Origin of the sequence: Halopiger xanaduensis SH-6, from assembly GCF_000217715.1 — an archaeon.
GTDB lineage: Archaea > Halobacteriota > Halobacteria > Halobacteriales > Natrialbaceae > Halopiger > Halopiger xanaduensis.
Window position 1 is genome coordinate 3,066,419 of sequence record NC_015666.1, and the last position, 25,988, is coordinate 3,092,406.

Here is a 25,988-nt window from a genome sequence, read left to right on the forward strand (position 1 = left end):
AGTCTCGTCCCAGTAACGGCCGGACGGAACTAAAAGTGTCTCGTTTTCCGAGATTGATTGTCACGCGCGTTTATAGCTTCTCGCGGCTACGGCCGCCGGATGTGGACCGTGTCGCTTCCGGCTACGGAACGTAATGTCGGTTCGATTATCAAAAGAGCCCGCTCGATTCCTGCAGCGTCCGGTACCCCACCAGGTACCGGTCCAGAATCTCCGATCGGTCGTACGCCGCGAACCGGTCGTCGTACTCGCGGTACTCGAGGTCGCCGGCCGCGACGATGGCGTCGGCCAGTTCGTCCTCGCTCGTCGTTCGAAAACCGCGATCCCAGCCTTCGACGAGTTCGTGGGCGCTCGAGTCGGCGTGGTACTCGACGATGCCGACGCAGCCCGAGGCGAGCGCCCAGAGCATCTCCGTGGGAAAGACGCAGTGTTCGGCCGTCTGCGCGAAGACGTGGGCGCCGCGGTAGGCGGCGATCCGCTCCTCGAGCGAGCAGTCGCCCGCGAACGTGATCCGATCGTCGATCCGGAGGTCGCTCGCCAGTTGCTCGTAGCGCTCGCGCTCGGGGCCGTCGCCGACGACCGTCGCCGACCAGTCGCGATCGCGGAGTTCGGCCAGCCCCAGCAGGAGGCTCTCGAGGTTCGCCCCCTCGTCGAGCCGGCGCGCGTAGACGACGTCGACCCGGTCGTCGGGCTCGACCGACCGCACGCGCTCGAGGTCGATCGGGTTCGGCACGGTCTCGAGCGCGTCCTCGCCGACGCCGAGTTCCCGGAGCCACGTCGCGACGAGTTCCGACGGCACGTGGATTCGGTCGGCGCGGCCGGCCGCCCAGCGTCGCCACCGGTCGTTCCGGACGCCGCCGTCGCCGTACCACTCGAGCACCATCGGCGCGCGGGCCAGCGTCGCGCCGACGCTCGCGGCGACCACCTGGCCGGGCGGGTTCGCGCTCGCGTGGACGATATCGGGTTTCGCGCCGGCGAGTGCGGTCGGGAGCCGGAGCGCGAACGCCGATCGAGCGTCGGGCTCGCCCACGAGCCCGTGGTAGGTCACGTCCTCGCGCTCGAACGTATCGTGCTCGCCGTCCCAGAACTGCGCGCAGAAAACGTGGACGTCGTGGCCCGCCTCCTCGAGTAGTTCGCAGATCGTCTGCAGTCGCCGGTTCGTCTCGGTGTCGCGGTGGTGGACCGTTGCTAACGAGACGAACGCGACGCGCATACTCGGTCGCCACGTAGTCCCGGGCTATAAAGTCACTTTTTTCGTTTCGTTTGACGAGCGATCACGGCTGTCGCAGCGACGCGACCCGATGCCGTGTTACTCGCCGTCGTCATCGCCGATATCGAAGACTTCCTCGAGGAAGGAACTGATCGGATCTAGGAACCCGTCGTCGTCCGAATCGTCGTCCGATTCGGCGTCGTCGTCGCTATCGTCGTCCTCGGATGCGTCGCCGTCTTCGTCATCGATTCCCGTCTCGTCGCTCGTTTCGGTCGTATTGTCCTCGCCGCCGTCATCCTGCTCGTCTTCGCTCTCGTTCGCCGAGGGATCGTCCGGGTCATCTTCCTCGTCCGCGTCTTCTGCGTCCGCTTCGGGGTCGAACTCGGCGTCCGTCTCGTTGTCCTCGCCGTCCTCGGTGTCGCTTTCGTCGGATCCGTCGTCGTCATCGTCAGTCGCCGATTCGTTGTCGGCCTCGTCTCCGTCGTCCGTCTCGTTCGCTTCGTCATCGTCCGTTTCGTCGTCCGCGTCGTCCTCGTCATCTGGCTCATCGTTCTCCGAATCCTCTTCTTCCTCGTCCGCGTCTTCCTCTTCTTCATCTTCGTCGTCCGCATCCGCGTCGGTCTCGTTATCGTCGTCGTCCGTCTCTTCGTCTCCGTTAGCGTCCTCCGCCGTGTCAGCACTGCTTTCGTTCCCGTCGGTGTTTGCGTCCGAGTCGTTCGAATCGTCCGAATCGTTTTCGGTCGCATTCGCATTCGCGTCCGCGTCGGCCGTCGCTTGCGACTCGTCGACGGCGCGATCCGCCTCGCCGTCGCCGATCGACTCGAGTTGTTCGTCGTCCTCGGCGCCCTCCGTCTCGACCGGCGACGCGTCGGTGACGAACTCGGGGCCGATAGCGGCGACGATCGCGCCGCACGCGACGAGGATGACGAGCATCGTCACGAGGAGCGCGCCGACGGGGTCCCCGCGGTCGTCCGTCCCGTCCGCGTCCGCGTCTGTCATAGCAGGTCCACGGGAGTCGCCGGGCTTTGTTAAGCACGTCACAGCACCACACGCACACCGAGCCGAGTCGGCGCTCGTCCCTGTGCATCGCCGGTTTGTCGCAGCTGCTCGCGGAACTCCTCCTCGAACCATACCGGCCGCTATCGCAGTCGTATGGTCTCCCTATGGCGGTAATCGATCCGTATCGCTGCCGCCGCGTCCAACCTGTTCGGCGGCGTTCGTCGAGCCCGCTCCCTCGAGGCGGGCTCCGGAACCCAAACGACTACCGCCTCGAGTCGATACGACTCCGGTATGGGTTACGACATCGAACGCTATCTCAACATTCGCAGCGCCTACGGCGCCTCGTTCGGCCCCGACGGCGAGCGCCTCTCCTTCCTGATGAACACGACCGGTACGGCGCAGGTCTGGACGGTCCGAGAGCCCCAGGAGTGGCCCGAGCAGCGGACGTTCTACGACGAAACGGTGAGCTTCGCCTCGTGGTCGCCCGAGCGGCCCGAACTGATCTTCGGGATGGACGAGGGCGGCAACGAGCGCGCGCAACTCTACCGGCTCGACGCGGCGACGGGCGAGATCGAGAACCTGACGGCGATGCCCGACGCCAAGCACCGCTGGGGCGGCTGGAGCCACGACGGCGACCGGTGCGCCTTCGCCTCCAATCGCCGCGACGAGGCGGTTTTCGACATCTACGTGCAGAGCCGCGACGAGACGGGCGACGACGCGGAACTCGTCTACGAGGGCGACGGGTGGCTCTCCCTCTCGGGGTGGAGCCCTGACGACTCCCGCCTGCTCGTCTCGCAGGCCTACTCCAACTTCGACCAGGATCTGTACGTCCTCGACCTCGAGGCGGACGATCCCGACCTCGAGCACCTCACGCCACACGAGGGCGACGTCCGCTATCAGAGCGCGAGTTGGGCGCCCGATGGCGAGGGGATCTACCTCGTGACGGACGAGGGCGACGCGGACACCCTGTATCTGGCCTACCTCGACCTCGAGACAAAAGAACTCGAGACGGTCGCAGACGGCGAGGGCTGGAACGTCGACGGCATCGCGCTGGACGACGAGACCGGCCGATTCGTCTACTCGCGCAACGTCGAGGGTTACACCGACCTCACGGTCGGCGAGTTCGACCCCGACGCGCCGACCGAGTTCGAGACGTTCCCCGAACCCGACCTTCCGGGCGGGATTTCGGGCGGCGTCAGCTTCGGTCCCGACGCCGAGCGGTTCGCGCTCTCGACGACCGGCGACACGGTCAACACGAACGTTTTCGTCGTCGACCTCGAGACCGGCGACGCCGAGCAGTGGACCCGCGCGCCCACCGCTGGCATCCCGCCCGAAACGTTCGACGAGTCCGACCTCGTCCACGTCGAGAGCTTCGGCGTTGACGGGCAAAGCCCGTCAGCCCGTGGGACTCCAGAGGAGTCCCACGCTGGCCTCGAGGTACCGGGCTTTCTCACGCTTCCGGACGACTACGAGGAGGGCGACGCGAACGACGGCGACGGCGTCCCCGTCATCGTCGACATCCACGGCGGCCCCGAGAGCCAGCGCCGCCCCTCGTTCTCGAGCGTCAAGCAGTACTTCCTCGACCGGGGCTACGCGTACTTCGAACCCAACGTCCGCGGCTCCGCGGGCTACGGCGCCGACTACGCCGCGCTGGACGACGTCGAGAAGCGGATGGACTCCGTGGCGGACATCGAGGCCTGCGTCGAGTGGCTGCAGGACCACCCCGCCGTCGATCCCGACCGCATCGCCGCCAAGGGCGGCTCCTACGGCGGCTTCATGGTGCTGGCCGCGCTGACCGAGTACCCCGACCTCTGGGCGGCCGGCGTCGACGTCGTCGGCATCGCTAACTTCGTCACGTTCCTCGAGAACACCGGCGACTGGCGCCGCGAACTCCGCGAGGCCGAGTACGGCTCGCTCGCCGAGGACCGCGAGTTCCTCGAGGAAATCTCGCCGACGAACAACATCGAGCACATCGAAGCCCCGCTGTTCGTCCTCCACGGCGAGAACGATCCTCGCGTCCCGGTCGGCGAGGCCGAACAGATCGCCGAGAAAGCAGAAGCACAGGGCGTCCCCGTCCGAAAATTCATCTTCGACGACGAGGGCCACGGCTTCTCGAAGCTCGAGAACCGTATCGAGGCCTACTCCGCGATTGCGGACTTCCTCGACGAGCACGTCTGAGCGGTCGCCGCCGTCCACCGGTCCGACTCGGTATCCGACCCGGCGCTATCAAGTGTTGAAATAACTTCCAGAACTATTTACATTTCCTCGCCGTTGAATTTCGTGTGCCCGCTATCGAAACCTCCGCACTGACGAAACGGTACGGCGACGACGTCCTCGCCGTCGACGACCTCGAGCTGGTCGTCGAGGACGGCGAGATATTCGGCTTTCTCGGCCCCAACGGCGCCGGGAAGTCGACGACGATCAATATGCTCCTAGATTTCGTGCGGCCTACCACAGGCCGTGCAACGGTGCTCGGCCACGACGCGCAGGAGGAGGCCGACGTCATCCGCGAGCGCATCGGCGTCCTCCCCGAGGGCGCGACGTTGTACGATCGGCTCACCGGCCGCGAACACCTCGAGTGGGTGATCGACACCAAGGGGGCCGACGAGGACCCCGACGCGCTCCTCGAGCGGGTCGGCCTCGAGCCCGAGGACGGGGACCGCTCCGCCGGCGGCTACTCGAAGGGCATGCAACAGCGGCTCGGCTTCGCGATGGCGCTGGTCGGCGATCCCGACCTGCTCATCCTCGACGAACCCTCGTCGGGACTCGACCCGACCGGCATGCAGGGGATGCGCGAGATCATCGCCGCTGAAGCCGACCGCGGCACGACGGTGTTCTTCTCGAGCCACATCCTCGGCGAGGTCGAGGCGATCTGCGACCGCGTCGGGATCATGAACGCCGGGCGACTCGTCGCGACGGGAACCCTCGACGCGCTGCGGGCGGATCTCGACCTCGACGCCTCGATCACGCTCGAGGTCGAGCGCGTGCCGGACGCGCTCATCGGCGACCTCGAGGCCCGCGAAGACGTCCGATCGGTGACCGTCGACGACTCGAGGATTACGGTCTCCTGCGCTGCGACGCCCGTGAAGTACGACGTCGTGACAGCGGCGGGTGAGGTCGCCGACGTCCGCGACATCGTTTCGGAGGACACGTCGCTCGAGCAGTTGTTCAACACGTATACGAACAGCGAGCGAACGGCAGCGGGAGATGCCGACGCTGGCCGTGCCGAGCCGCCGGACGCCGTCGAGGAGGTGTCCGCATGAGCACGCTCTCGGTCGCCAAGAAGGACTTCCTCGACGTCCGCCGCTCGAAAACGGTCTGGACCGTCGGAGCGCTGTACACGCTGTTCGCGGTGCTGTTCTTCTATTTCGGCCAAACTGGGGTATCCGAACCCAACGTCATCAACCAACTCTTCTCGCTTGCAAGCATCGGATCGCTGTTCATCCCGCTGATCGCGCTTGTCGCGGCGTACCTCGCGATCGCCGGCGAGCGGGAGTCGGGCAGCATCAAGTACCTGCTCTCCCTGCCGAACACGCGCCGCGACGTCGTCCTCGGGAAGTACCTCTCCCGCGGGGCCGTTGTCGGCGCCGCGATCGGCTTCGCGTTCGCCGTCGGCGCGGTGCTGACGCTGCTCTGGTACCCCTCGCTCGAGGCGGCCACCTTCGCTCGCGTCGTCGCCCTGACGCTGCTGTTTACGCTGGCATACGTCGCGGTTGCGATCGGCATCTCCGCGGCGACGAGTTCCCGGTCGCGGGCGATGGGCGGCGCGGTCGGCTTTTACTTCGTCGGCAACCTGCTGATGATCTTCCCCGGACTCTCGATCGTCGGCGTGTTCCAGTACGCGCTGAACGGTCGGCTCGGGCTGGATATCTCGGAACACGCGTTCGAGTTCGTGCGGCGACTCAGCCCGACCGTCGCGTACGAGTCGGCAATGCCGCTGGCGATCCCGGACGACGAGATCACGCTCACCGGAACCACGGACGTCCCGGCATACCTCGAGCCCGAGGTCGCGCTGCTCGTGCTGGTCGCCTGGCTCGTCGTGCCGGTCGCGCTCGGCCTGTGGCACTTCGATCGTGTCGATCTCGGGTGAGCGCTCGGCGACCAGACTCGAGATCCCGGTCAAGCCGTCGATTTTCGGCAGCGGTCGGTCTGTTTCCAGCGCGTGACAGTCATGGCAGCTTACGGGTAGCGTGGGAAGTTTTCACACTGGACGGCGAGTCGTCGCCTATGGGACTTCGAACTGCCATCGGACACAACCCGCTGGTCGCGTTCGGACTGCTGTTCGCGGCGGTGTGGACGGGGTTAATCGGTCTCAACATCGCTAGCCAGATGGGCGGCGTCATGCCCGGCAACTGGGTCGGCCAGCACGGATTCGGCGGGCTGATGGGGTTGATCGTCCTGCTCGCCTTCCTCGCGTTGATCCTCGTCGCACTCGGCGAACTCGGCGAGCCCGATCCGGCGCCGGACGAGTGGCCGCCCGAAGAGTAACCCGCCGACCGCTCGAGACCGCAGGATTCGACACCCGTACGCCGTCACGTACACCACAGCCGATGATCCACGACGATACCCGTCTGTCCGTTCAACCGCGATCCAGCACCGGAGGGACAGCATGACCCTGTCGATCACCGTCAGCGACCGCTTTCGGGACGCCGCGGCCGACTGGGGCGACAACCGACTCATGGACGACGAGGAGGCCCTCGAGGTCAAGGCCGAACAGGCGCTGCTCGAGATCGAACACCTCGTCGCCGACGCGACCGACGTCGAGTTCACGGTCGAGGGCGACACGATCCACCACGAGCCGAGTTCGGAACTCGAGGCGTTCCTCGAGCGCCAGGCCGAGCGTCACGGCATCGATCCCGAGGAGGTTCTCGAGATGCACGTGAACCTGTTCGCGCGGGCGTTCTTGGACGACCGCTCGGAGGCGGGCGGGCCGTCGACGGACGATCCGCGACCGGGTCGATAGCGCTACGGCTCGCTCGAGTCCGTGTTTTTCGCTCGAGTCCGGAAATGCTAGGCCAGTCTGAGTGACAGGGGAATCGCCACAAAGCTATATCCGTGCTACTGAATCACACGTATACGTATGACCCACACCAACTGGGAGACGAACGCGGGTCCCGACGGGAAACGTGGGAAGAAGGTGTGGACGCACACGGCGCCCCACTACGTCAACGACGCCGAGCGCGACGGCGACGTCTCGTTCTCCGACGAAGTGCTCGAGGGGTTCGTCGACGACGCGGAGGATGAGTCGGAGGCCGACGACGACGCGTCCGAGTCGTAATCAGGCCATCTGCACCGCGATCTCTTCCTCGAACGCGATATAGCCCTCGAGCACGTCAGCGACGGCCGCGTAGAACGGTTCGTCGGTCTGCTCGCGGACGTCCGCGGCGAAGTCCGCGATCCACTCCGAGAGGTGTTCCTCGTGGAAGACCCGCTGGTAGCCGAACGTCTCCTCGTAGCCCTCGCGCTGTCGCCGGATCAGGTTCCGGAGGAAGGCCAGTTCGACGGCGACGTAGTCGTTCTCCTCGGGGTAGTCCTCGGGCGGCGACCAGCCGGCCGCGCCGTAGCTGGCCTCGACCTCGGCCAGCCCCGCCCCGCGGAAGTCGGTGTCCTCGCGGTAGTAGGTCTCGTGGGGGAGGATCGGCGGCCGCGGGCCGACGAACAGCCGCGTGAACTCGCGCTCGAGATCCTCCTGGACGGCGTCGGGATCGCGGTTCTCGTTTTCGGCGATGAACGAATCCAGTCGCTCGAAGCCGCGGTCGAGTCGGTCGTCGACGCTGCCCTCCGGGAACGTGATCTCGTCGCCCAGCAGCGTCGCGACGAACGCCGCCGTCGGCACGTCCGCGAACGCGTCGATCAGGAAGTTCACCAGCTCGAGGCGGGCCTCGTAGAGCGCGCGCTGATCGACGCTCATTGGCGCTCACCTCCGGCACCAGTACCGTCGGTGCCACCGGCGCCGCCGGCTCCGTCCGTCCCGCTCGGGCCGCCGCCGCGGTCGTACAGAAACTGCGCGCGACAGTTGTCGCAGTAGTCGAAGACGCTGCCCGCCGCGCTCGGTGCGACGCCGGCGACGATCCCGCCGACCTCGCCCTCGATCTTGCGGGCGGTGCCCTCGCTGGCGAACGGCTCGCCGCAGTTGCGACACTCGCGCATCTCGCCGTCGTGAACCGTGACCCAGGCCGGCTCCGACGCGTCGTCCCGGCGCTCGGGCAGCAGCGACAGGTGAAGGCCGTCGTGCATCGTGATCGCGTCCTCGACGCAGCCCTCCTCGCAGGTCCCGCAGTTCACGCAGCGCTCGTGATTGAACTCGAGGACGGCCCCCTCCTCGTCGCGCCGGATCGCGTCGGTCGGGCAGAGCGTCGAACACGTCGGGGTGAACGTACAGCCGTCGTCGACGGCCATCCGACCGAAGTCCTTCAGGCCGCGGATCACCTCGCGCTCGGGCTCGACGTGCGCTAAGATTGCGCGGACGCTCTCTAAGGTCCAGCCGTGACTGTCGAACGCGGGATTCTCGCGCTCGGAATCGTCGGTCTCGCCGGTCGCCTCGTGCTCGCCCTCCGGCACCGGCGACTCCTCGAGTTCGACCGCAAACGTCGAGATCGCTTCGACGAACGCGCCCGGTTCGTCGGGATCGGGCGCGAAGAATTCGAACCGCTCACCCAACTCGAGGTCGCGGCTCGCCCGATTCAGCCGGTCGACGAGGTCGGCCTTCGGATCGGGGCCGGAGTGGAGACAGTCGCCGCCGCAGCCGACGATCGCCACGCCGTCGGCGCCGCAGGCCAGCGCGTGCATCGCGTGGGCCTCGCCGACGGTGTCGGTGCAGTTCACGTGCACGGGGAGAATCGGCGGGTACTCGACCTCGGCCTTTCCCGCGGCGGCGAGGCGGCCGTACTCCCGCAGGGCGTCGTCGGCCTCCTCCGAACAGACGAACGCGACGATCGGGGTCTCGAGGTCCGATCCCGAGCGGTTCAGCAGCCAGCCGCCCTCGTCGTCGGTCCGGCGGAGGAGTGCCTCGACTTCGCGGGCGATGCGCTCGTTCGACGGTTCCCGGAGTCGCGTCGCGCCGGTCGGACAGGCGCTGGTGCAGGCCCCGCAGTTCTGGCAGGCGTCCTTGTGAAATTCGACCTCGTCGATCTTCGTGCGTTCGACGGCGTCGTGCGGACAGACCTCGACGCACTCGTTGCAGCCCGGCTGGCTCGAGTCGCCGGCCGCGCAGACGTCCATCTCGAGGTCGAGGTGGTCGGGCTTCTCGAGGCCGCCGACGTGTCGCTTGACTGCGGCGATCGTGGCCGCGTCGATCGGCGCGGTGTAGAAGCCGATTCGGCCGCCCCGCGTTTGCCGGTTCGCGGCGGGGTAGACGACCTGATCGACCTCGAGCGTACGTTCGACGCCCTCGAGGTCGATCGCGTCGGTGGGACAGACCTCGGTCCACGCGCCGTCGGGTGCGTCGGGGTCGATGTCGACCGGATAGCGCGTCACGGCGCCGTCGGGGCCCTCGTGGACGCATTTCATACAGGAGATACAGTCCTCGGTGACGCACGCCTCGAGCCGGATCGTAAAGTCCCCGTAGCGGCCGTCGACGCCGACGACGCGGCCGCGCTCGATCGTCACGTCGTCCAGATCGGCGGCCGAATCGACGTACTCCCGCCCGTCGGCGATCAGGGTCACGTCGGCGTCCGCGGCCAGCGCTGCGGCGGTCTCGGGGTCGCCGACGACCGCGACGCTGTCGCCGGCTTCCTGGGAGATCGACCGAGGAATGGACTCGGCCTCGAGACCAGCCTGACGGGCGTTGATCATGCGGGCGGTCTTGGCCGTCGCGCTGGCCTCGTCGTGGACCCAGCCGGCGCCCTCGCGCTGATCGACGAACGAGACCGCGTCGGGGTGGACGCTCCGCTGCTCGGCGACGCGCCGAAGTTTCCGCTGGACGCGCTCCTCCGGGCAGGTGACGATCACCTCGTCGAGGTCGTACTCTTCGATCACCCGCTCCATCGCGGGCAAGCCGTCCTCGCACAGCAGGCGCGAACTCGCCGCCACGTCGACGCCCTCGATCCCGTCCCGAGCACCCTCGAGGTCGATATCGCAGGTGTCGGCGCAGGAACAGACGAAGCTTCCGACGTTCATCCCGTTGTGCTATTAGGTGACACGGTAATAGCGTTATGTAATGAACGATTGTGTTTCACGAGTATTTTCATATAAACGAGTGCCGTCGTGAGAATGTTTGACTCAATTGGGGAATAACATCGGGGAATTGTACGTTCATCGCAACGTACTCGAGCAAATATTCATAACTGTCGACGGGGAACGATCCGGTCTAGGTATGGGTGTCTATAGCACGGTGTCGCACCGGGCAGTGCGATACGCGACCGTCACGACAGGGGTATCGCAATGAGCGCCGGGGAAGACCCGGTCACGATCGACCTCGACCGGCGCTCGTTCGTAAAAGCCAGCGCGCTCGCGGGCGGGGTCTTCCTCGGCGGCGGGGCCGCCGGGCACGCGCTCGGCGGCACGCAGGAGGAGCAGGGCGACGACGGCGTCCCCGAGGGAGAGGAGACGTCGAAGGTGATCTGCAACTACTGCGCCGTCGGCTGCGGCTTCAAGGCGGTCAAGGACGGCAACTCCTTCGTCGGGCAGGAGCCGTGGTTCGAGAACCCGATCAACAACGGCTCGCTCTGCTCGAAGGGCGCGGGCATCCTCGAGACCGAACACTCGCCCAAGCGCCTGAAGCATCCGATGCGAAAGGAGGACGGCGAGTGGCGTCGCGTGACCTGGGACGACGCCTTCCGGGAGATCGCCGACACGTGGGAGCAGACGATCGAGGAGTACAGCCGCGAGAGCGTCATGTTCCTAGGTAGCGCCCACCACTCGAACGAGGCGGCCTACGCCAGCCGCAAGTTCGCGGCGTTCATGGGCACGAACAACGTCGATCACCAGGCGCGGATCTGTCACTCTCCGACGGTCACGGGGCTGGCCAACACCTGGGGCTTCGGCGCGATGACCAACACGATCAACGACTACCGCAACTTCGACCTGCTCATCATTTTAGGGCAGAACCCCGCCGAGTCCCACCCGATCGCGATGCAGCACATCTTAGAGGGTCAGGCCCGCGGCGGGACGATCGTCTCGATCGACCCCCGCTACACGAAGACCTCGGCCCATGCCGACTACTTCTACCGCCTGCGCCCGGGGACGGACGTCGCGCTGGTCATGGGCCTGCTCAACTACATCAACGAGCAGGACGAACTCGACGACGAGTTCCTCGCGGGCCGCGTGATGGGCTGGCCGGACGTCGAGTCCGAACTCGAGCAGTACGACCTCGAGACGGTGTCCGATATCACCTGGATCGATCAGGGCGATCTCGAGGAGATCGGCGATCTGATCATCGAGAACAAACCGCAGATCCAGGTCGAGTGGGCGATGGGCGGGACCCAGCACAACAACGGGACCCAGAACATCCGCTCGTACGCCATCTTTAGCCTCGCAACCGGGAGCGCGGCCCGCTCGGGCGGCGGCCTTCAGGTCATGCGCGGCCACGCGAACGTCCAGGGCGCGACCGATCTCGGCGTCGACGCGAGCATCCTGCCGGGCTACTACGGCGTCGACGCGCCGGGGTCGTGGGAGCACTGGGCCGACGTCTGGGATCGGAGCCCCTGGACCAGCGGCAGCACCTCGTTCGAGGAACTGTACGAGAAATTCGAGCTGCTGCCGGAGGACGTGTGGGAGGGAACGCAGACGCCAGCCGAGGTCGAAGCGGGCGGTGCGGGCGTCGACGTCGAGGAAGAAGCGGCGGGCGAAGGCGGCGAGGGTGAAGCGGACGTCCAGGGCGAAGACGAGGAGGCGGAAGGCGACGAGGACGCGGGAGACGAAGAGGAAGAGGAGGAAGGGCTGCAAGCCGAAGCGCCGATCGACGACGTCGAGGAGCGGTCGATGATGTTCCAGATCGGGCTGACCGTCGCCCGCTGGTACGAGGCGGCCCTGGAGCAGGGGGATCGACTGCTCGAGTCGAACCTCTACCAGCCCGACCCGCTGAAGATGGCCTTTTTCTGGGGTCACTCGGCGAACTCCATCAGCGAGATGGACAAGATGAAGCAGGCGATGGAGAACCTCGACCTGCTGGTGGTCGTCGACGTCTTCCCCGCCGTCGCCGGCACCTTACCCGACGACGCGGACGTGCTCCTGTTGCCGGCCTCGAGCCAGTACGAGCACGTTCGGACGGTGACCAACTCCCACCGGTCGGTCCAGTGGAGCGAAGCCGTCGCGGAGCCGGCGCACAACTCCAAGCCCGACCTCCAGATCATGCAGGAACTGGCCCAGTACATGGGCTTCGGCGAGCACTTCGACTGGGGGAACGGGCCGGAGGTCCACAACGGGCGCAGTTCCTACGAGGACGCGCTGCGGGAGATCAACCTCGGCGTCCGCTCGATCGGCTACCAGCAGCCCCCCGAGAAGCTCCAGCAGCACCACGAGTACGACTGGGCGTTCAACGCCGACGATCTGCGGGCGCAGAACACGGGGACTCCCGTGGACGGCGACTACTGGTCGCTGCCCTGGCCCTACTGGGGCGATGACCACCCCGGCTCGCCGATCATCTGGACGAAGGAGGCCGACCCCCGCGACGGCGGCCACGACTTCCGCGAGAACTGGGGAGTCAGAGCGCCCACGGCCGAGGAGTGGAACGACCTCGAGATCGACAAGGAGTACCCGCTGCAGGAGACCTACGACGAACACGGTGAGGACGGCCTCGATCTGATTGCCGAATCGTTCGAGGCGCCGTGGTGGGACGATCAGGAAATCGAGGGCGTCCCGTCGTACCCCGGCTATTCGACGGTCCTCCCGGACGATCCGACGAACCCGTCGACCCAGACGACGCCGGTCGAGATGGCCCTCGACGAGGAGCAGTCGGTGTACGACGCCGCGCAAGCCGTCGCCGAGCAGTACGACGACATCGGCGTCGATCCGTCGGCCTACGAGGAGTACGACAACGCCCAGCCCGATCCGCCGACCGGTCGCGGGAAGGCGCGCGCGGTCGTCTGGAACTTCCTCGATACGGTGCCCGTCCACCGCGAACCCGTCGAGAGTCCGCGTCCGGATCTGGTCGAGGAGTGGCCCGCGAACGGGGAGCAGCGGAACTTCTGGCGGCTCGACCAGAACAACGCCACCGTCCAGCAGCGGGCGACCGAGGCGGTCCACACGGAACTGGGTAGCGACTCTCAAAACGGCCGCACCGTGATCCTCACGTCCGGCCGGCAGGTCGAACACCAGGGCGGCGGCGCGGAGACGCGGAACAACGAGTATACCGCCGACCGCCAGCCCCACATGTACGCGGAGATCAGTCCCGCGCTCGCGGAGGCACTCGACGTCGTCGGCGGCGACGATCACGTCATCGTGGAGTCGGCCGACAAGGGCGCGATCCTCGTGAAGGCGAAGGTGACCAACCGCGTCAACGACGAGGAGATCTTCCTGCCCTACCACTGGGGCGGCGTCTTCCACGGCGAGGATCTGACGCCGAACTGGCCCGACGGCACCGAACCGCTCGCGATCGGCGAGAGCGCGAACATCATCACGCCGAGCGGCTTCGACGCCGAGACCCAGATGCAGGAGACGAAGTCCGGCGTGGTCCACGTCCAGAAGGCTACCCAGTCGGTGGTCGACGACTACGACATGGAGTTCATCGACTACCCGCAGGACGAGCACGGCCTCGGCGCGCAGAAACAGTACGACGTCCGCGAGTGGGACATGTACGAGGGAGGTGAGCAACTGTGACTCAAGATCAAGGCAACTCGGCCGGTCAGGTGATGAGCCAGGGCGTGATGAGTACCGGCTCGGGGATGCGGATCTTCCCCGACGTCGAGGCCTGTATCGACTGCGGCGGCTGCGTCGTCGCCTGCAAACGCACCTGGGATCGAGAAATCCAGAACCAGCGCATCGACATCACGACCATGGCCGAAGGGGTCGCCGGCCCGCAGGGCGAAAACGCCGACAAGACCGGCCGCCTCGAGGCCGGCGAGAACCCCGGCGAGACGAGCCTGCCGATGCAGTGTTACCACTGCGAGAACGCGCCCTGCGTGTCGGTCTGCCCGACCAACGCCTTACAGAAGGACGACGACGGCTTCGTGGCGGTCCACGAGGACCTCTGCGTCGGCTGCCAGTACTGCCTGTCGGGCTGCCCGTTCGGCGCGCCGCAGTTCCCCGACAGCGACGACGGCTCCGCGCAGATCGTCGGCACCGGCGGCATCATGGACAAGTGTACCGGCTGCCGCGAGCGCCAGGAGGCCGGAAAGGGACCGGCCTGCGCCGAGGAGTGCGCCACCGACGCCATCCTCGTCGGCGGCGCCGGCGAGATAGCCGACGAACTCGAGCAACGGGACAGTCAGCCGTTCTTCAACGACGAGGCCATGGAGGTCATCTTCGGCGCCGAGGACGCCCGGCTCTTCCACACTGATCAGCAATGAGCGACGAACGATCACCGGACGACAACAACCACGATCGAGACGACCGCGCTGCCGGGTCGCCGGGGCCGCCGGATTCGGACACGGACACGGACTCGAGTTCGAGCGCCCCGACCGACGACGGGCGAGTAGATGAATCGACTGCAGACGACGCTCCGGGCGCGGCGGACAGCGGTGAGCCGAGTGAAACGAGGCGATCCACATCAGATCCCAGATCTGAGGGCGGCAGTCCGAGCGACTCGCACGAGGGCCGCCACGAGCAGGCTGACGGCGGATACAGCGAGGAACGCACGCCGCCGGAGCAGCGCGACCGCGAGTCACCACCCGAATCCGGGACGGAACCCGGACCCGAGGAACCGGGCGAACCCGCCGGTCAACCGTCGACCGGCGGCCTCGCCGACCGGGCCGCGTTCTGGCTCAGCGCCCTGTTCGGGCTGGCGCTGGCCGTCGGCTCCGTCGCGCTCGTCTCCGGCCGCGCGCCGTTCTTCGAGGACGTGCTGCGGATCCGCCCGTCCGTCGAGGGCGGCGGCGTCGGCGCCGACTGGGTCGCCGGCAACACCGAACCGGTCCTCGAGGCGATGATTACCGTCGTCCACTTCGCGGACGTCATTATGGGAATCTTCATCCTCGTGATGGTGTTCGTCCACTGGGCGGCGTTCCGCCGGCTGGGCGCGCGGATGCGGCCGCCAAGCGGGACGCAACGGCGGGAAGCCGCCGCGGCGACGGACGGCGGCGTCAGCGAGAGCGGTGGCGACACCGATGCCGACGGCGACGGCGCCGGTGCTGACGATGCTACGACCGAGGACCGAGCCGGCGACGACGGCCCCGGAGGTGATCGGCCGTGACCAACCTCGACCACGGCAAGTTCTCGCGGGCCACCACGATGTTCCACTCGCTGCTGGCGCTGACCGTGTTCGTCCTGTTCTTCACGGGCTACGCCATCGCCTTCAACACGGAGCTGTGGTGGCTCGTCGAGCTGATGGGCGGCAACGAGGGCGTGCTCTCGATCCACCGCGCGGCCGGCTTCGCGCTGATCGCGCTGACCGGATTCTGGGTGCCGTACGTGCTGCTTCGCTCGAGCAGTCGGTCGAACTTCCGCTCAGTGCTGCCGAGCCCGGACGACGCGCGGGCGTTCATTCAGGACGTCAAGTTCGCGCTCGGCCGGGCCGACGAGCGCCACCCGTCGGCGCGCCAGTTTGCGGGGTTCAAGGCCGACGAGGTGCCGCTGCTGTCGTACGTCGGCAAGGGGGTCATCTGGATCTTCACCGTCGAACTGATCCTGTTGATGATCTCGGGGCTGCTCATCTGGCAGAAGACCTGGCTGATCGACTTCTACAACTCGCAGTCGGTCGCCATGGCCTTCGTCGCGTTCCACGGCCTCCTCGGGATCATCATGCTGATGGGCGTGATGTTCCACACCTTCGAGCACGGGTTCCACCCCGCGTTCTACCCCGTCGAGATGAAGGCGTTCCTGCCGAAGGGGATGACGCCGAACTTCCACGGCGACCCCGACGAGTACGACACGACCGGCATCGAGCGCCTCCGGCGCAAACCCTCGTGGCGGTGGGCGACCAACGTCGTCGCCGTGCTCGTCGTCGTCGGTATCGTCAGCGTGATGATGGCCAGCCTCGAGTACGGCGGCTACCCGGTGCCCGACACGCTGGCGTTCGGCGAGGGCAGCGTCCTCCGGACGATCGGGATCAACGCCGGGATCTTCGTGTTGCTGCTCGGGTTGTTGCTCTCAATGTACGGCAACGTCCTTCGGGCGCGGTACCTGAGCCAGCGCGGCGAACAGCGAGCGACGGGAGCGGCGACGGACGGGGGCGAGCCGAGCGCGGCGAGTCGAGCCGACGACTCGGCCGATCCCGGCGACGACTGAGTAGTCCTCGAGTTTTTCTCGCGGGTATCGTTGACGGACAGGTGGATGAACCGTCGAACCGTAAGCGCTCGTTACGCGCCTCGAGTCCGTCGGAAATCCGACCGCTCGCACCGGGATTTACGTGTTGTTACGGCGTGTGTGATAGCATGGCAGACTTGCTGTACTCGATCTACGCCGTCGCCGTCCTCGTCGTCGCCGTCGGCGGGCTCGTCGGGGTCGCCTTCGGGACGCCCAGCGGCGGCGGGACCGCGGGTCGAAACTATCGCTACGACGCGCTCGTGATCGTCGCCGCGCTCTTCATCGCGGCGCTGATCGCCGAGTTCCTGCTGTAGCCGACTGTCGTCGGCTGTCGATGCTCGAGCGTGCCACCGACGGGTGGTGCTCGAGCCGTCCCGGTAAGTTGCCGCTGACGACTACCGAGGACACCGAGAACGAAATCCGCCCGTTAGTCGATAACGCCCGTCTTTCGTGCGACTTCGTGGGCCGCTCGTTCGTTCATCCCGTCGCCCAGAATCGTGTACCGGTCGCGGATCTCGTGGCAGGTCGTCAGCGCCTCAATGACGGTCTCGTCGTCGATGCCCAACTCTGCGGCCGTCGTCGGCGCGTCGATGCTCGCGAGGGCGTCGCGGATGTCCCGCCAGACGCCGTCCTCGCCGCCGTGGAGGTAGGCCGTCATGATCGAGCCGACGCCGACCTGATGGCCGTGTAAGGCCCCGTTGGGTTCCAGGCGATCGAGTTGGTGCGAGAAGAGGTGTTCCGCGCCGCTGGCGGGTCGCGAGGAGTCGGCGATGCTCATCGCGACGCCCGAGGACATCAGCGCCTTGGTGACGACCCAGGCCGACTCCTCGAGGCCGGGCCGGATCAGGTCGGCGTTGTCCACGAGAATCTCGGCGGTCATCTCCGAGAGCGCGGCGGCGTACTCGGAGTACTCGACGTCCTTGAGCCGCGTGGCCAGCCGCCAGTCCATCACCGCGGTGTAGTTGGAGATGATGTCGGCACAGCCCGCGGTCGTCAGCTCCCAGGGCGCCTCCGCGAGGATCTCGGTGTCGGCGACGACCGCCAGCGGCGGTTCGGCCGCGACGCTGTGGCGAGTGTCCCCCTCCGGGACGGAGCCACGGTTGCTGACGATCCCGTCGTGGCTGGCCGCCGTCGGCACCGAGAGAAAGCCCATCTCGAGGTGGTCGCTGGCCATCTTCGCGATGTCGATGGCCTTCCCGCCGCCGACGCCGACGAGGTAGGACACCTCCTCGGCTTCCGCGGTTTCGATCACCCGCTCGACCGAGTCGAAGGTCGCGGTCTCGATCGTGACGATCGCGGGGTCGATGCCGGCGGCCTCGAAGTCCGCGGCGACCGGATCCGCGGCGACCTCCCGCGGCGTCGGACTCGTGACCAGCAGCGGCCGTCCCTGCAGGTGGAGGTCGTCGACGACCTCGACGACCGACGAGCGGACGCCGTGGCCGACGACGACGTTTCGCGGCAGGCGAATCCACGTCGACTTCTCGAACATACCTACCCTGTCTCACCGGCGGGTCATACGTGTTTTTCCTCTCGATCGCTCGCGGCGCCGGTCTGCGGTTGTGAGGCCGTACCGGCAACCGACGATTCCACAGATGTCTCGCTGCGACCTAATTACCAGATACGAATGGTACTCTGATTTCCGAGTATAATTGTATCGCGTTCAATCCTTCTGTGCGCGGACCGAAATCGCCTCAGACCGAACTGCGATCGTAGCCGCCGTCGATCGTGATGATCTCGCCCGTCGTGAACGACGCCGCGTCGCTGGCGAGGTACAGTGCTGCACCGCTGATCTCGTCGGGCGTCGCGACTCGCTCCATCGGCGTCCGCTCGTCGACGCCCTCCCGGAACTCCGAGCCGTCCTCGAGTTTCGGGCCGGCCAGTTCCGTCTTGACGAAGCCGGGAGCGATAGCGTTGACGCGGATGTCGGGTGCAAGATCGGCTGCGGTCGCACGTGTTAGGCCGTTGAGACCCGCCTTCGCCGACACGTAGCCCGCACGCTCCTCGCGGGACTGTTCGGCCGACATCGAGGAGATGTTGATGATGCTGCCCTCGTCCATGGCGTCGCCGAACACCTTGGTCGCCCGGAAGACGCCGGAGAGACACACATCGATATCCTGATACCACTCTTTTTCAGTCATCTCCGTGACTGGTGCTGCCGCGACCGAACCCGCCGAGTTGACGAGAACGTCGATCCCGCCGAGGGCCGCTTCGGCCTCGTCCTTGAGGTTTCGGACCGACTCGAGGTCGCGGACGTTACACGTCACTTCGGCCGTCTCGGCGCCGAGGTCGCGCAGTTCGGCCGCCGCGTCCGCGACGCTGTCTTCCGACCGGCTGGACGCGATGACGTCCGCGCCGTTGCGCGCGAACGCGCGTCCGATCTCGAGGCCGATGCCGCTGGTTCCGCCGATAATTACGACGTTCTTGCCGTCGACGCTGATCGCGCCGGAGTCGTCTGTCATGTGCGACCGGTACTCGAGGGGCGGCCGTGGTGATGGTTTCGGTTTTTCCACGGGATCCGGATGCGCACTTGCGTCACAACTGTGCGGGCGCGGGCAGCGCTTCTCACAAGCTCTCTGACTACGGCTGGAATATAGCTGAAGTCCGATAGCGGTTTCTCAATCTGAGGGGGTCGCCGAATCGGGACGGTACCCCTCGCTGATGGCCTTCCACTTGTTGGTGCGGAACCGCCAGTAGTTGATCGCGGCGGGAACCGACGCCTCCGCGAGGAATGCGAGGTAGAGTCCCCAGTACCCCAGGCTCGTCGTCGCGCCGAGGTACGCGAGCGGGATCGCCCCGAAGAAGACGCCCAGGGCCTGGCTGAGGAAGGGAATCCGCGTATCGCCGCTGGCGTCGAGCGGCCCCGCGGCGGCGCCGCCGACGCCCTGGAAGAGCACCGCGACGCAGGCCGCGTACACGAGGTTGACGGCGATCGGAATCTCCGGGCTCGTCGGATCCTCGGCGAACAGGACGACGATGCGGTCCGCGAACAGCGCGATCAGGACCGCGAAGAGGACGTACGTCGCCAGTGAAAACCGAACGATGTCCCGGCCGTACGCCTCCGCACCCCGCTCGTCGTTCTTCCCCAGCGACTGGCCGACCAGACTCGAGGCGGCGAGGCCGAATCCCCATCCGGGCGTGTTCATGATGCCCCAAATGCGCCGAGCGATGACGAACGCGGCCAGAGTCGGCTCCCCGAAGATGGCGAGGACGGTGAGCATCGGAAACTCCGCGACGGTCCAGACGAGGTTCCGCGCGCCGATCGGCGTCCCGATGCTCACGAGGTCGGTCAGGGTCCCGACGTCGTAGTACCGGCCGAACGGATCGATTTGGACCGGAAACTCGCCGATCCCGGGCGCCCGGCCGCGAGCGATTCCGACCGCGAACACCGCGGTAACGGCGACGTTCGAGAGAACCGTTCCCAGCGCGGCGCCGGCGACGCCCCACTCGAGGCCGAAGATGAAGACGGCGTTCAACGCGATGTTCGCGACCGCGCCGCCGGCGCGGACCTGCATCGCCGTGTAGGCGTCGTCGGCGCCGACGAGCGTCCGGCTCCCGACGAGGTTCAGGCCCGCGAACGGAATGCCCAGTCCGACGACCCGCAGGTACGTCGCGCCGTACTCGATCGCCCGCTCGGAGCTCGCGATCGGCGTTACGAGTTCGTACGGGAACAGCCAGAAGACGACACTCACGGGAACGCTGATCGCGACGACCAGCAGCGTGCTCGAGCGGACGGCCAGCGCCAGTTCGTCGTGGGCCTCGGCGCCGAACCGCTGGGAGACGAGCGCGATCGTCCCGCCGGCGACGCCGCCGCCGAGCGCGAAGGCGAGCCCCCAGTACGGACCCGCGACGCCGACGCCGGCGACCGCGGCCGTGCCGACGGCGACGCCGACCATCGCCACGTCGACGGCGCCTTTCGACATCCGCGCGAGCCCCGTGACGACGCGGGGCCACGCGAGATCCGTCGTTTCGACGGCGCGCTCGCGGTCGATCACGCCGATCCGCGCGAGCGCGAGCCCGATCGCGAGTATCGTCAGCCGCACCGGATTCGAGTCCCGTAGCACGAAAGTCACGCACCCCGTTTCGATCGGTCGATCATAGGTGATCGTGAGCCGGCAAGGACTTCCGTTTCGTCCGCGACCGACACGTGGACGTCCCCGTCGATACTGCCGCGTCAAAAACGACCGGCGGAAACCGTGGTGATATATCCGTCCCCATGCCATACGGGCACACAATGACAGATCGAACGCGATACGAGGCGGCGCTCGAGAACGGAACCCTCTACCTCGAGGACGACGACGCGCGGATCGAGATCGGCCCGATGGACGCCGTCGTCGAACTGATCGGTGGCGAGACGTACACCCTCGAGTACGACGATCGACAGAGCGCAGCCGCCTGGTTGCCGACCGACGACGACAACACGATCACGATCGACGTCCGCGATTCGGTGCTCGACTGGGCCTACACCGAGGATTTCACCACGAACGTCGGCAACAGCCCGCTCGAGCAGACGGGCGACAGCGGCTACCCGATTCGAACCGAGGTGTTCGCCGATATGGTGACCTCGATCTGGGATTCGAAGGGACACATGGAAGCGTAATGCCGCGGTTGCGGCGCTGAGCCCTATCCCGCGTCCATCCCTGTGGAGAGTGTCGGCTTCGGCCCAGTTCGATGTCGCTTAAAAGCCGATATCCGCTGGGTACAATGCACTAACCATATTTTCCGTCTCACGTTTCTGCTCGAGTACTGTGTTATCGTTCCGATTTTGTGGCGTGGAACGTGGCACCGTTCGTTGAACCTATCTCCAAACAGAATTCTGTAATAGAGAAAGAAACGCTAGCAATGTGATGGTTGATCCCATAGATGGCGCTTATCAGCTATTAGATTACATGAGTACAATCGTAATCCAATATCGAATCAAACCACTGTTTAGAATTGGATTACAGAAGTACTTGTGTAATATACTGTCCCCCAGATCGTCGCTATTCGTTCGGCAGATAGCATCCTGTCTCGCTATCACACCGTCCTGATTTCGATTCATCCACTAGCGAACTACCGGTCGATAGCCCCTGTTTGCCGGGTATCTCTCCCGTTTGACGGTGAACTCGATGATCTCGTCCGTGCTTGGATACAATTGACGATACGTTCTGTATAACAGAATTGCTTTCTCAGAAAATAATATCTATTGTGTGTATCCTCTCAGTCCACTATCGATCCAGAACGACGGCAAGATAGCTGACGACTCCGATTCGTAGCTGGCGCAACGATCAGGGATCTCAGAGTCAAACGAGAGTAAAACGAGGGTGGAAACCGCGTTCCACCGGCGGAAAACTGAAATGAGCGACGACGATTCAATTCGAGGCGCCGAAACGAACGGAGCGATGCTCCGTGGGTTCGACGTCGGCTTACACCTCGTCGAATACCGCGAATCGGTGATTCGCGAACTCGATGAAGCTACGCTTCGTCGAACAGCGTCTCGCCCTCGACCATGTGCTCCTCGACGGCGTCGAAGTCGAGCGTCAGGCCGAGGCCGGGCTTTTCGGGCACTTCCATGCGGCCGTCTTCGATGAGGTTGTCCTCCTCGACGAGATCTTCCCACCAGCCCAGCTGGTAGCTGTGATACTCGAGGGCCAGCGAGTTGGGGATCGCAGCGGCGGCCTGCGCGGAGGCCATGGTGCCGATCGGCGACGAGACGTTGTGCATCGCGACCGGGATGTAGTAGAGATCGGCGAGGTTCGCAATTTTCACGGTCTCGCGGATGCCGCCGACGCGGGGCAGGTCCGGCGCGATGATGTCGACGGCTTGCTCCTCGAGCAGACGGCGCTGCCCGTGGGTTCGGTAGACGTTCTCGCCGGTTGCGATCGGCGTCGTCGTGTGCTGAGTGACCTCCCGCTGGACGTCGTGGTTCTCCGGCGGGACAGGGTCCTCGAGCCACCAGACGTCGTACTCCTCGAGTTCGTCGGCCAGTCTGTGGGCCGAGCCGGCGGTGAACGCCCAGTGGCAGTCGAAGGCGACGTCGGCGCGGTCGCCGACGCGCTCGGTGACTTCCTTGACGATCTGGACCTTGTGGTCGATTTCGGGGTCGCGCAGGTGGCGGTTCGCGCGGTCGACCTCGTGACCCGAGGGGACGTCGAGGTCGAACTTGATGGCGTCGTAGCCGAGTTCCTCGACGACGCGTTCGCCCTCGTCGGCGCAGGCGGTCGGGTTGGCCTCGTCCTCGGTGTGCAGGTCGCAGTAAATGCGAACGTCGTCGCGGTACTTCCCGCCGACGAGCTGGTAGGCGGGGACGTCGAGGATCTTGCCGGCGATGTCGTGGAGGGCGATCTCGATGCCCGAGATCGCGGAGATCGTCTTGCCCGAGATCGAGCCCTCGCCGGACATCTTCTGGATCATGTGCTCGTACAGGCGATCGATGTCCAGCGGGTTTTCGCCGATGATGAAGGGTGCCATCCGCTGGATGATCGCGTCGTCGCCGCCGCCCCAGTAACACTCGCCGTTGCCGACGATTCCGGCGTCGGTGTAGACGCGCACGAGGATCCACGGGTAGTTCCCGTCGACCATCGTCGTCTGGACGTCAGTAATCTCGACGTCGCGCGGTCCGCGGTCGGCCTCGAGACCCATCGTCTCCGAGGACAGGTCCCGCATCGTGTACTCTGCGTTCGGATCTCGCAATGTCCGATAGTTCGGCATACGATCAATGCATATGCGTCGGGGTATATCATGTTTGGCATGTTGCGCTGTCACACGTGGCGACGCGCCGACAGCTGTACCCGCCGCTCGAGGCGTGCCCGAAGTTCACTCCTACAGAACGGGGCTGCACCAAAAACAAATGAGCGACGACTCGAGACCGACTACGCGGCTCCCGGCGTTAGAAGCCGTCGTAGACGGTCTTTTCGATGGTGTAGAAGTCGATCCCCGCGTCGCCCTGCTCGCGCCAGGTCTCGCTCGAGGAGCGCTTGAACCCGCCGAAGGGGACGTGCAGTTCGAGGCCGGTGGTCTTGTCGTTGACCTTCGCGACGCCGGCTTCGACTTCGCGGACGAAGCGCTCGGCCTCGGTGTGGTCGTCGGTGACGATACTGGCCGAGAGGCCGTACTGGACGTCGTTGGCCGTTTCGAGGCCGTCCTCGAAGTCCTCGACTTCGATCACTGCGAGGACCGGGCCGAAGACCTCTTCCTGGGCGATGCGGTAGTCGTTGTCGACGTCGGTGAAGACGGTCGGCTCGACGTAGTAGCCGTCGCCGAAGCGGTCGCCTTCGGGCTGGCCGCCGCCCGTCGCGAGGGTGGCGCCTTCGTTCTCGGCGATTTCGATGTAGTCGAGCGTGCCCTCGAGTTCGCTCTCGGTGACCTGCGGACCCATGTCGTACTCGTCGCCGGGGCCGATCTCGATGGATTCGGCCTGCTCGACGACGGCGTCGACGAACTCGTCGTAGACGTCCGTGTGGACGATCGCGCGGGAACAGGCGGTACAGGCCTGGCCGGTGACGCCGAAGGCGCCGTTGGCGACGATTTCGGCGGCCTCGTCGACGTCGGCGCTGTCGGTGACGACGGTCGGGTTCTTGCCGCCGAGTTCGGTCTGGACGCGCTTGCCGTCGTCGGTCGCCTTGTCGTAGACCATCTCGCCGACCTCGCTCGAGCCGGTGAAGGAGACGGCGTCGACCTCGTCGTGGGTCATGATCGCGTCGCCGACCGTGCTGCCGGGGCCGGTGACGACGTTGGCGGCGCCGTCGGGGATGCCGGCCTCGTCGAGCGCCTTGAAGATCTCGAGCGCGACGCCGGGAGCGACCGATGCCGGGTTGAGAACGATCGTGTTACCGGTCGCGAGCGCGGGTGCGATCTTCCAGGCCGGAATGGCGATGGGGTAGTTCCACGGGGTGATGAGCGCAGCGACACCGACGGGCTCGTCGACCGTGTAGAGGTTGGTGCGCGGGCCGCTGGCGCTCTTGACGTCGCCGCCGAGGTCGCGGGTCTTCTCGGCGTAGTAGTAGAAAATGTCGATCGCGCGCTGGACCTCGCCGCCGGCTTCGGCGTGGGTCTTGCCCTCTTCGCGCGTGAGCAGTTCCGTCAGTTCTTCCTTGCGGTCGGCCAGAATCGAGCCGGCCTCGCGCAGGATCGCACCGCGCTCGGGAGCGGGCGTGGTCGCCCACTCGTCCTCGGCGGCCGCGGCGGCCTCTACGGCCGCGTTGGCGTCCTCGGCGCCTGACTGCTGGTACTCGGCGACCGCTTCCGCGGGCGCGGCCGGATCCTCCGTTTCGAACGTCTCGCCTGTCTCGGAGTCCGTCCAACTTCCGTCGACGTAGTTTTGGTAGCGTTCGGTCACACGTGTTCCTTCGCGGTCATCCTATACGGTTCTTATGATCCCTGCGGGAATTTCGTATGGTACAGTCTGGCACAACGACCGACCGTTCGGCCGTCGACTCGAGTTCGTGACCGACGCGTCCGACTCGAAATGAACACCAGAGCTAATACGGACGAGCGAATTGGTAGTACCGACATGCGTTATTACCAGCTGCGCGAGGAGGGGACTCCTCGCCTTGCAGTGCAAACCACGGACGGATTGTACGATCTGACTGCGGCGAAACCGCAACTCCGAACGCTCGAGGATCTCTTCACTGCTGCGACGATTGCCGATAGTTCGCTCGACCGCGTCGCGGAGCGGCTACTCGACGGCGCGGCCGTGCTCTCACCCGACGTACTGGATGCCGACGGCGACGGGGACGACGGCGCGGTGTCGGCACCGATCTCGTCGGGCGAAGTGTGGGCCGCGGGTGTCACCTACCGCATCAGCGAGGAGGCCCGAAAGGCTGAGAGTTCGATGGAGGACATGTATATCGACGTCTACGACAGCGAACGGCCGGAAGTGTTCTTCAAGGCGACGCCGAGTCGAACGGTCGGTCCCGACGAGCGGGTCGGCATCCGCGCGGACTCCGAATGGGACGTGCCCGAGCCGGAACTGGGCGTCGTGCTGTCGGACGGAGAGATCGTCGGCTACACGATCGGCAACGATATGAGCAGCCGTTCGATCGAAGGTCGGAATCCGCTCTACCTCCCGCAGGCGAAGGTCTACGATCGCTGCTGTTCGATCGGCCCCTGCGTTCGTTCCGCTGATTCGGTGGACGATCCCCACGATCTCGAGATGTGGATGACGATCAGCCGGGACGGCGAGGTGCTCTACGACGACTCGACGAACACGGGGAAGATGGTGCGCTCGGTCGAGGAACTCGTCGACTGTTACACCAGCCACAACGCCGTTCCCGAGGTTTCGGTGCTGCTGACCGGCACCTCGCTCGTTCCCGACGACGATTTTACGCTTCGGGAGGGCGATCTGATCGAAATCGGCGTCGAGGATATCGGCACGCTCTCGAACACCGTCGTCGAAGTATAACTCACCGGCTTTCAGCCTGACTAGCTTCGTTTTGAGAAGTCGCTGCTGCTCGTAGCGCGTCAG

General features: G+C 66.0%; 22 protein-coding genes. 13 read left to right on the plus strand and 9 right to left on the minus strand.

Annotated elements, in window-relative coordinates; translation table 11 throughout:
• Positions 1-148: 148 nt before the first annotated feature.
• Together HALXA_RS15015 and HALXA_RS15020 are read right to left on the minus strand one after the other, a co-directional pair.
• Positions 149-1,210 (minus strand): glycosyltransferase, encoded by a 1,062-nt coding sequence (locus tag HALXA_RS15015; protein WP_013881237.1) that lies wholly within the window; start codon positions 1,208-1,210, stop codon positions 149-151.
• Between the two features lie 96 nt (positions 1,211-1,306).
• On the minus strand, positions 1,307-2,206 hold the full coding sequence (locus HALXA_RS15020; protein ID WP_013881238.1) for a hypothetical protein: 900 nt from the start codon (positions 2,204-2,206) through the stop codon (positions 1,307-1,309).
• A 291-nt stretch (positions 2,207-2,497) separates the two neighbouring features.
• On the opposite strand from HALXA_RS15020, the gene HALXA_RS15025 reads away from it, so the two are divergent.
• The 6 genes from HALXA_RS15025 to HALXA_RS15050 all read left to right on the plus strand — a co-directional run bounded on the left by HALXA_RS15025 (position 2,498) and on the right by HALXA_RS15050 (position 7,484).
• Complete coding sequence (locus HALXA_RS15025; protein ID WP_013881239.1) at positions 2,498-4,384, plus strand: S9 family peptidase; 1,887 nt, start codon at positions 2,498-2,500, stop codon at positions 4,382-4,384.
• 104 nt (positions 4,385-4,488) lie between these two features.
• On the plus strand, positions 4,489-5,469 hold the full coding sequence (locus tag HALXA_RS15030) for an ABC transporter ATP-binding protein (RefSeq protein ID WP_013881240.1): 981 nt from the start codon (positions 4,489-4,491) through the stop codon (positions 5,467-5,469).
• Complete coding sequence (locus tag HALXA_RS15035) at positions 5,466-6,296, plus strand: ABC transporter permease (RefSeq protein WP_013881241.1); 831 nt, start codon at positions 5,466-5,468, stop codon at positions 6,294-6,296. The genes HALXA_RS15030 and HALXA_RS15035 overlap by 4 nt, the downstream gene beginning before the upstream one ends.
• A gap of 137 nt (positions 6,297-6,433) precedes the next feature.
• Entirely contained in the window at positions 6,434-6,694 is a 261-nt protein-coding gene (locus tag HALXA_RS15040) for a hypothetical protein (RefSeq protein ID WP_013881242.1), read from the plus strand.
• A 121-nt stretch (positions 6,695-6,815) separates the two neighbouring features.
• A complete protein-coding gene (locus HALXA_RS15045; protein ID WP_013881243.1) occupies positions 6,816-7,169 on the plus strand; it encodes a hypothetical protein in 354 nt (117 codons plus the stop codon).
• A gap of 117 nt (positions 7,170-7,286) precedes the next feature.
• Positions 7,287-7,484 carry a hypothetical protein gene (locus tag HALXA_RS15050; RefSeq protein ID WP_013881244.1) on the plus strand — a complete coding sequence of 66 codons (198 nt, stop codon included), beginning with the start codon at positions 7,287-7,289 and terminating at the stop codon, positions 7,482-7,484.
• On the opposite strand, the gene HALXA_RS15055 is transcribed toward HALXA_RS15050, so the two are convergent.
• Positions 7,485-8,117: a TorD/DmsD family molecular chaperone gene (locus tag HALXA_RS15055; RefSeq protein ID WP_013881245.1), complete on the minus strand. Its 633-nt coding sequence runs from the start codon at positions 8,115-8,117 to the stop codon at positions 7,485-7,487.
• The gene (locus tag HALXA_RS15060; protein ID WP_013881246.1) at positions 8,114-10,324 is read right to left on the minus strand and encodes a hydrogenase iron-sulfur subunit; all 2,211 of its coding nucleotides are present in this window, start codon (positions 10,322-10,324) and stop codon (positions 8,114-8,116) included. Before HALXA_RS15060 ends, HALXA_RS15055 begins: the two co-directional genes overlap by 4 nt.
• 264 nt (positions 10,325-10,588) lie before the next feature.
• Here HALXA_RS15060 and HALXA_RS15065 point away from each other — a divergent pair, with 264 nt between their 5' ends.
• The 5 genes from HALXA_RS15065 to HALXA_RS15085 all read left to right on the plus strand — a co-directional run bounded on the left by HALXA_RS15065 (position 10,589) and on the right by HALXA_RS15085 (position 16,860).
• On the plus strand, positions 10,589-13,963 hold the full coding sequence (locus tag HALXA_RS15065) for a molybdopterin-dependent oxidoreductase (protein WP_013881247.1): 3,375 nt from the start codon (positions 10,589-10,591) through the stop codon (positions 13,961-13,963).
• Positions 13,964-13,995: 32 nt separating this feature from the next.
• The gene (locus HALXA_RS15070; RefSeq protein WP_013881248.1) at positions 13,996-14,652 is read left to right on the plus strand and encodes a 4Fe-4S dicluster domain-containing protein; all 657 of its coding nucleotides are present in this window, start codon (positions 13,996-13,998) and stop codon (positions 14,650-14,652) included.
• A complete protein-coding gene (locus HALXA_RS22500; RefSeq protein ID WP_013881249.1) occupies positions 14,649-15,494 on the plus strand; it encodes a hypothetical protein in 846 nt (281 codons plus the stop codon). Before HALXA_RS15070 ends, HALXA_RS22500 begins: the two co-directional genes overlap by 4 nt.
• Entirely contained in the window at positions 15,491-16,528 is a 1,038-nt protein-coding gene (locus tag HALXA_RS15080) for a cytochrome b/b6 domain-containing protein (RefSeq protein WP_013881250.1), read from the plus strand. Before HALXA_RS22500 ends, HALXA_RS15080 begins: the two co-directional genes overlap by 4 nt.
• Before the next feature lie 146 nt (positions 16,529-16,674).
• Positions 16,675-16,860: a hypothetical protein gene (locus tag HALXA_RS15085; RefSeq protein ID WP_013881251.1), complete on the plus strand. Its 186-nt coding sequence runs from the start codon at positions 16,675-16,677 to the stop codon at positions 16,858-16,860.
• A gap of 113 nt (positions 16,861-16,973) precedes the next feature.
• On the opposite strand, the gene HALXA_RS15090 is transcribed toward HALXA_RS15085, so the two are convergent.
• From HALXA_RS15090 to HALXA_RS15100, 3 genes are all read right to left on the minus strand, one after another.
• The gene (locus HALXA_RS15090; protein WP_013881252.1) at positions 16,974-18,035 is read right to left on the minus strand and encodes an NAD(P)-dependent glycerol-1-phosphate dehydrogenase; all 1,062 of its coding nucleotides are present in this window, start codon (positions 18,033-18,035) and stop codon (positions 16,974-16,976) included.
• Positions 18,036-18,237: 202 nt separating this feature from the next.
• Positions 18,238-19,005, minus strand: a complete 768-nt coding sequence (locus HALXA_RS15095; protein WP_013881253.1) for an SDR family NAD(P)-dependent oxidoreductase — start codon at positions 19,003-19,005, stop codon at positions 18,238-18,240.
• Positions 19,006-19,161: 156 nt separating this feature from the next.
• Positions 19,162-20,607 carry an MATE family efflux transporter gene (locus HALXA_RS15100; RefSeq protein ID WP_049895327.1) on the minus strand — a complete coding sequence of 482 codons (1,446 nt, stop codon included), beginning with the start codon at positions 20,605-20,607 and terminating at the stop codon, positions 19,162-19,164.
• 170 nt (positions 20,608-20,777) lie between these two features.
• Between HALXA_RS15100 and HALXA_RS15105 the strand changes: the two genes are divergently transcribed.
• Positions 20,778-21,143 carry a hypothetical protein gene (locus HALXA_RS15105; protein WP_013881255.1) on the plus strand — a complete coding sequence of 122 codons (366 nt, stop codon included), beginning with the start codon at positions 20,778-20,780 and terminating at the stop codon, positions 21,141-21,143.
• A gap of 854 nt (positions 21,144-21,997) precedes the next feature.
• Here HALXA_RS15105 and HALXA_RS15110 read toward each other — a convergent pair.
• On the minus strand, positions 21,998-23,233 hold the full coding sequence (locus tag HALXA_RS15110; RefSeq protein ID WP_013881256.1) for a mandelate racemase/muconate lactonizing enzyme family protein: 1,236 nt from the start codon (positions 23,231-23,233) through the stop codon (positions 21,998-22,000).
• Positions 23,234-23,411: 178 nt separating this feature from the next.
• Complete coding sequence (xacF, locus tag HALXA_RS15115) at positions 23,412-24,860, minus strand: 2,5-dioxovalerate dehydrogenase (protein ID WP_013881257.1); 1,449 nt, start codon at positions 24,858-24,860, stop codon at positions 23,412-23,414.
• A gap of 174 nt (positions 24,861-25,034) precedes the next feature.
• Between xacF and HALXA_RS15120 the strand changes: the two genes are divergently transcribed.
• Positions 25,035-25,925, plus strand: coding sequence for a fumarylacetoacetate hydrolase family protein (locus HALXA_RS15120; protein WP_013881258.1), 891 nt, complete (start codon positions 25,035-25,037; stop codon positions 25,923-25,925).
• Positions 25,926-25,988: the final 63 nt, after the last annotated feature.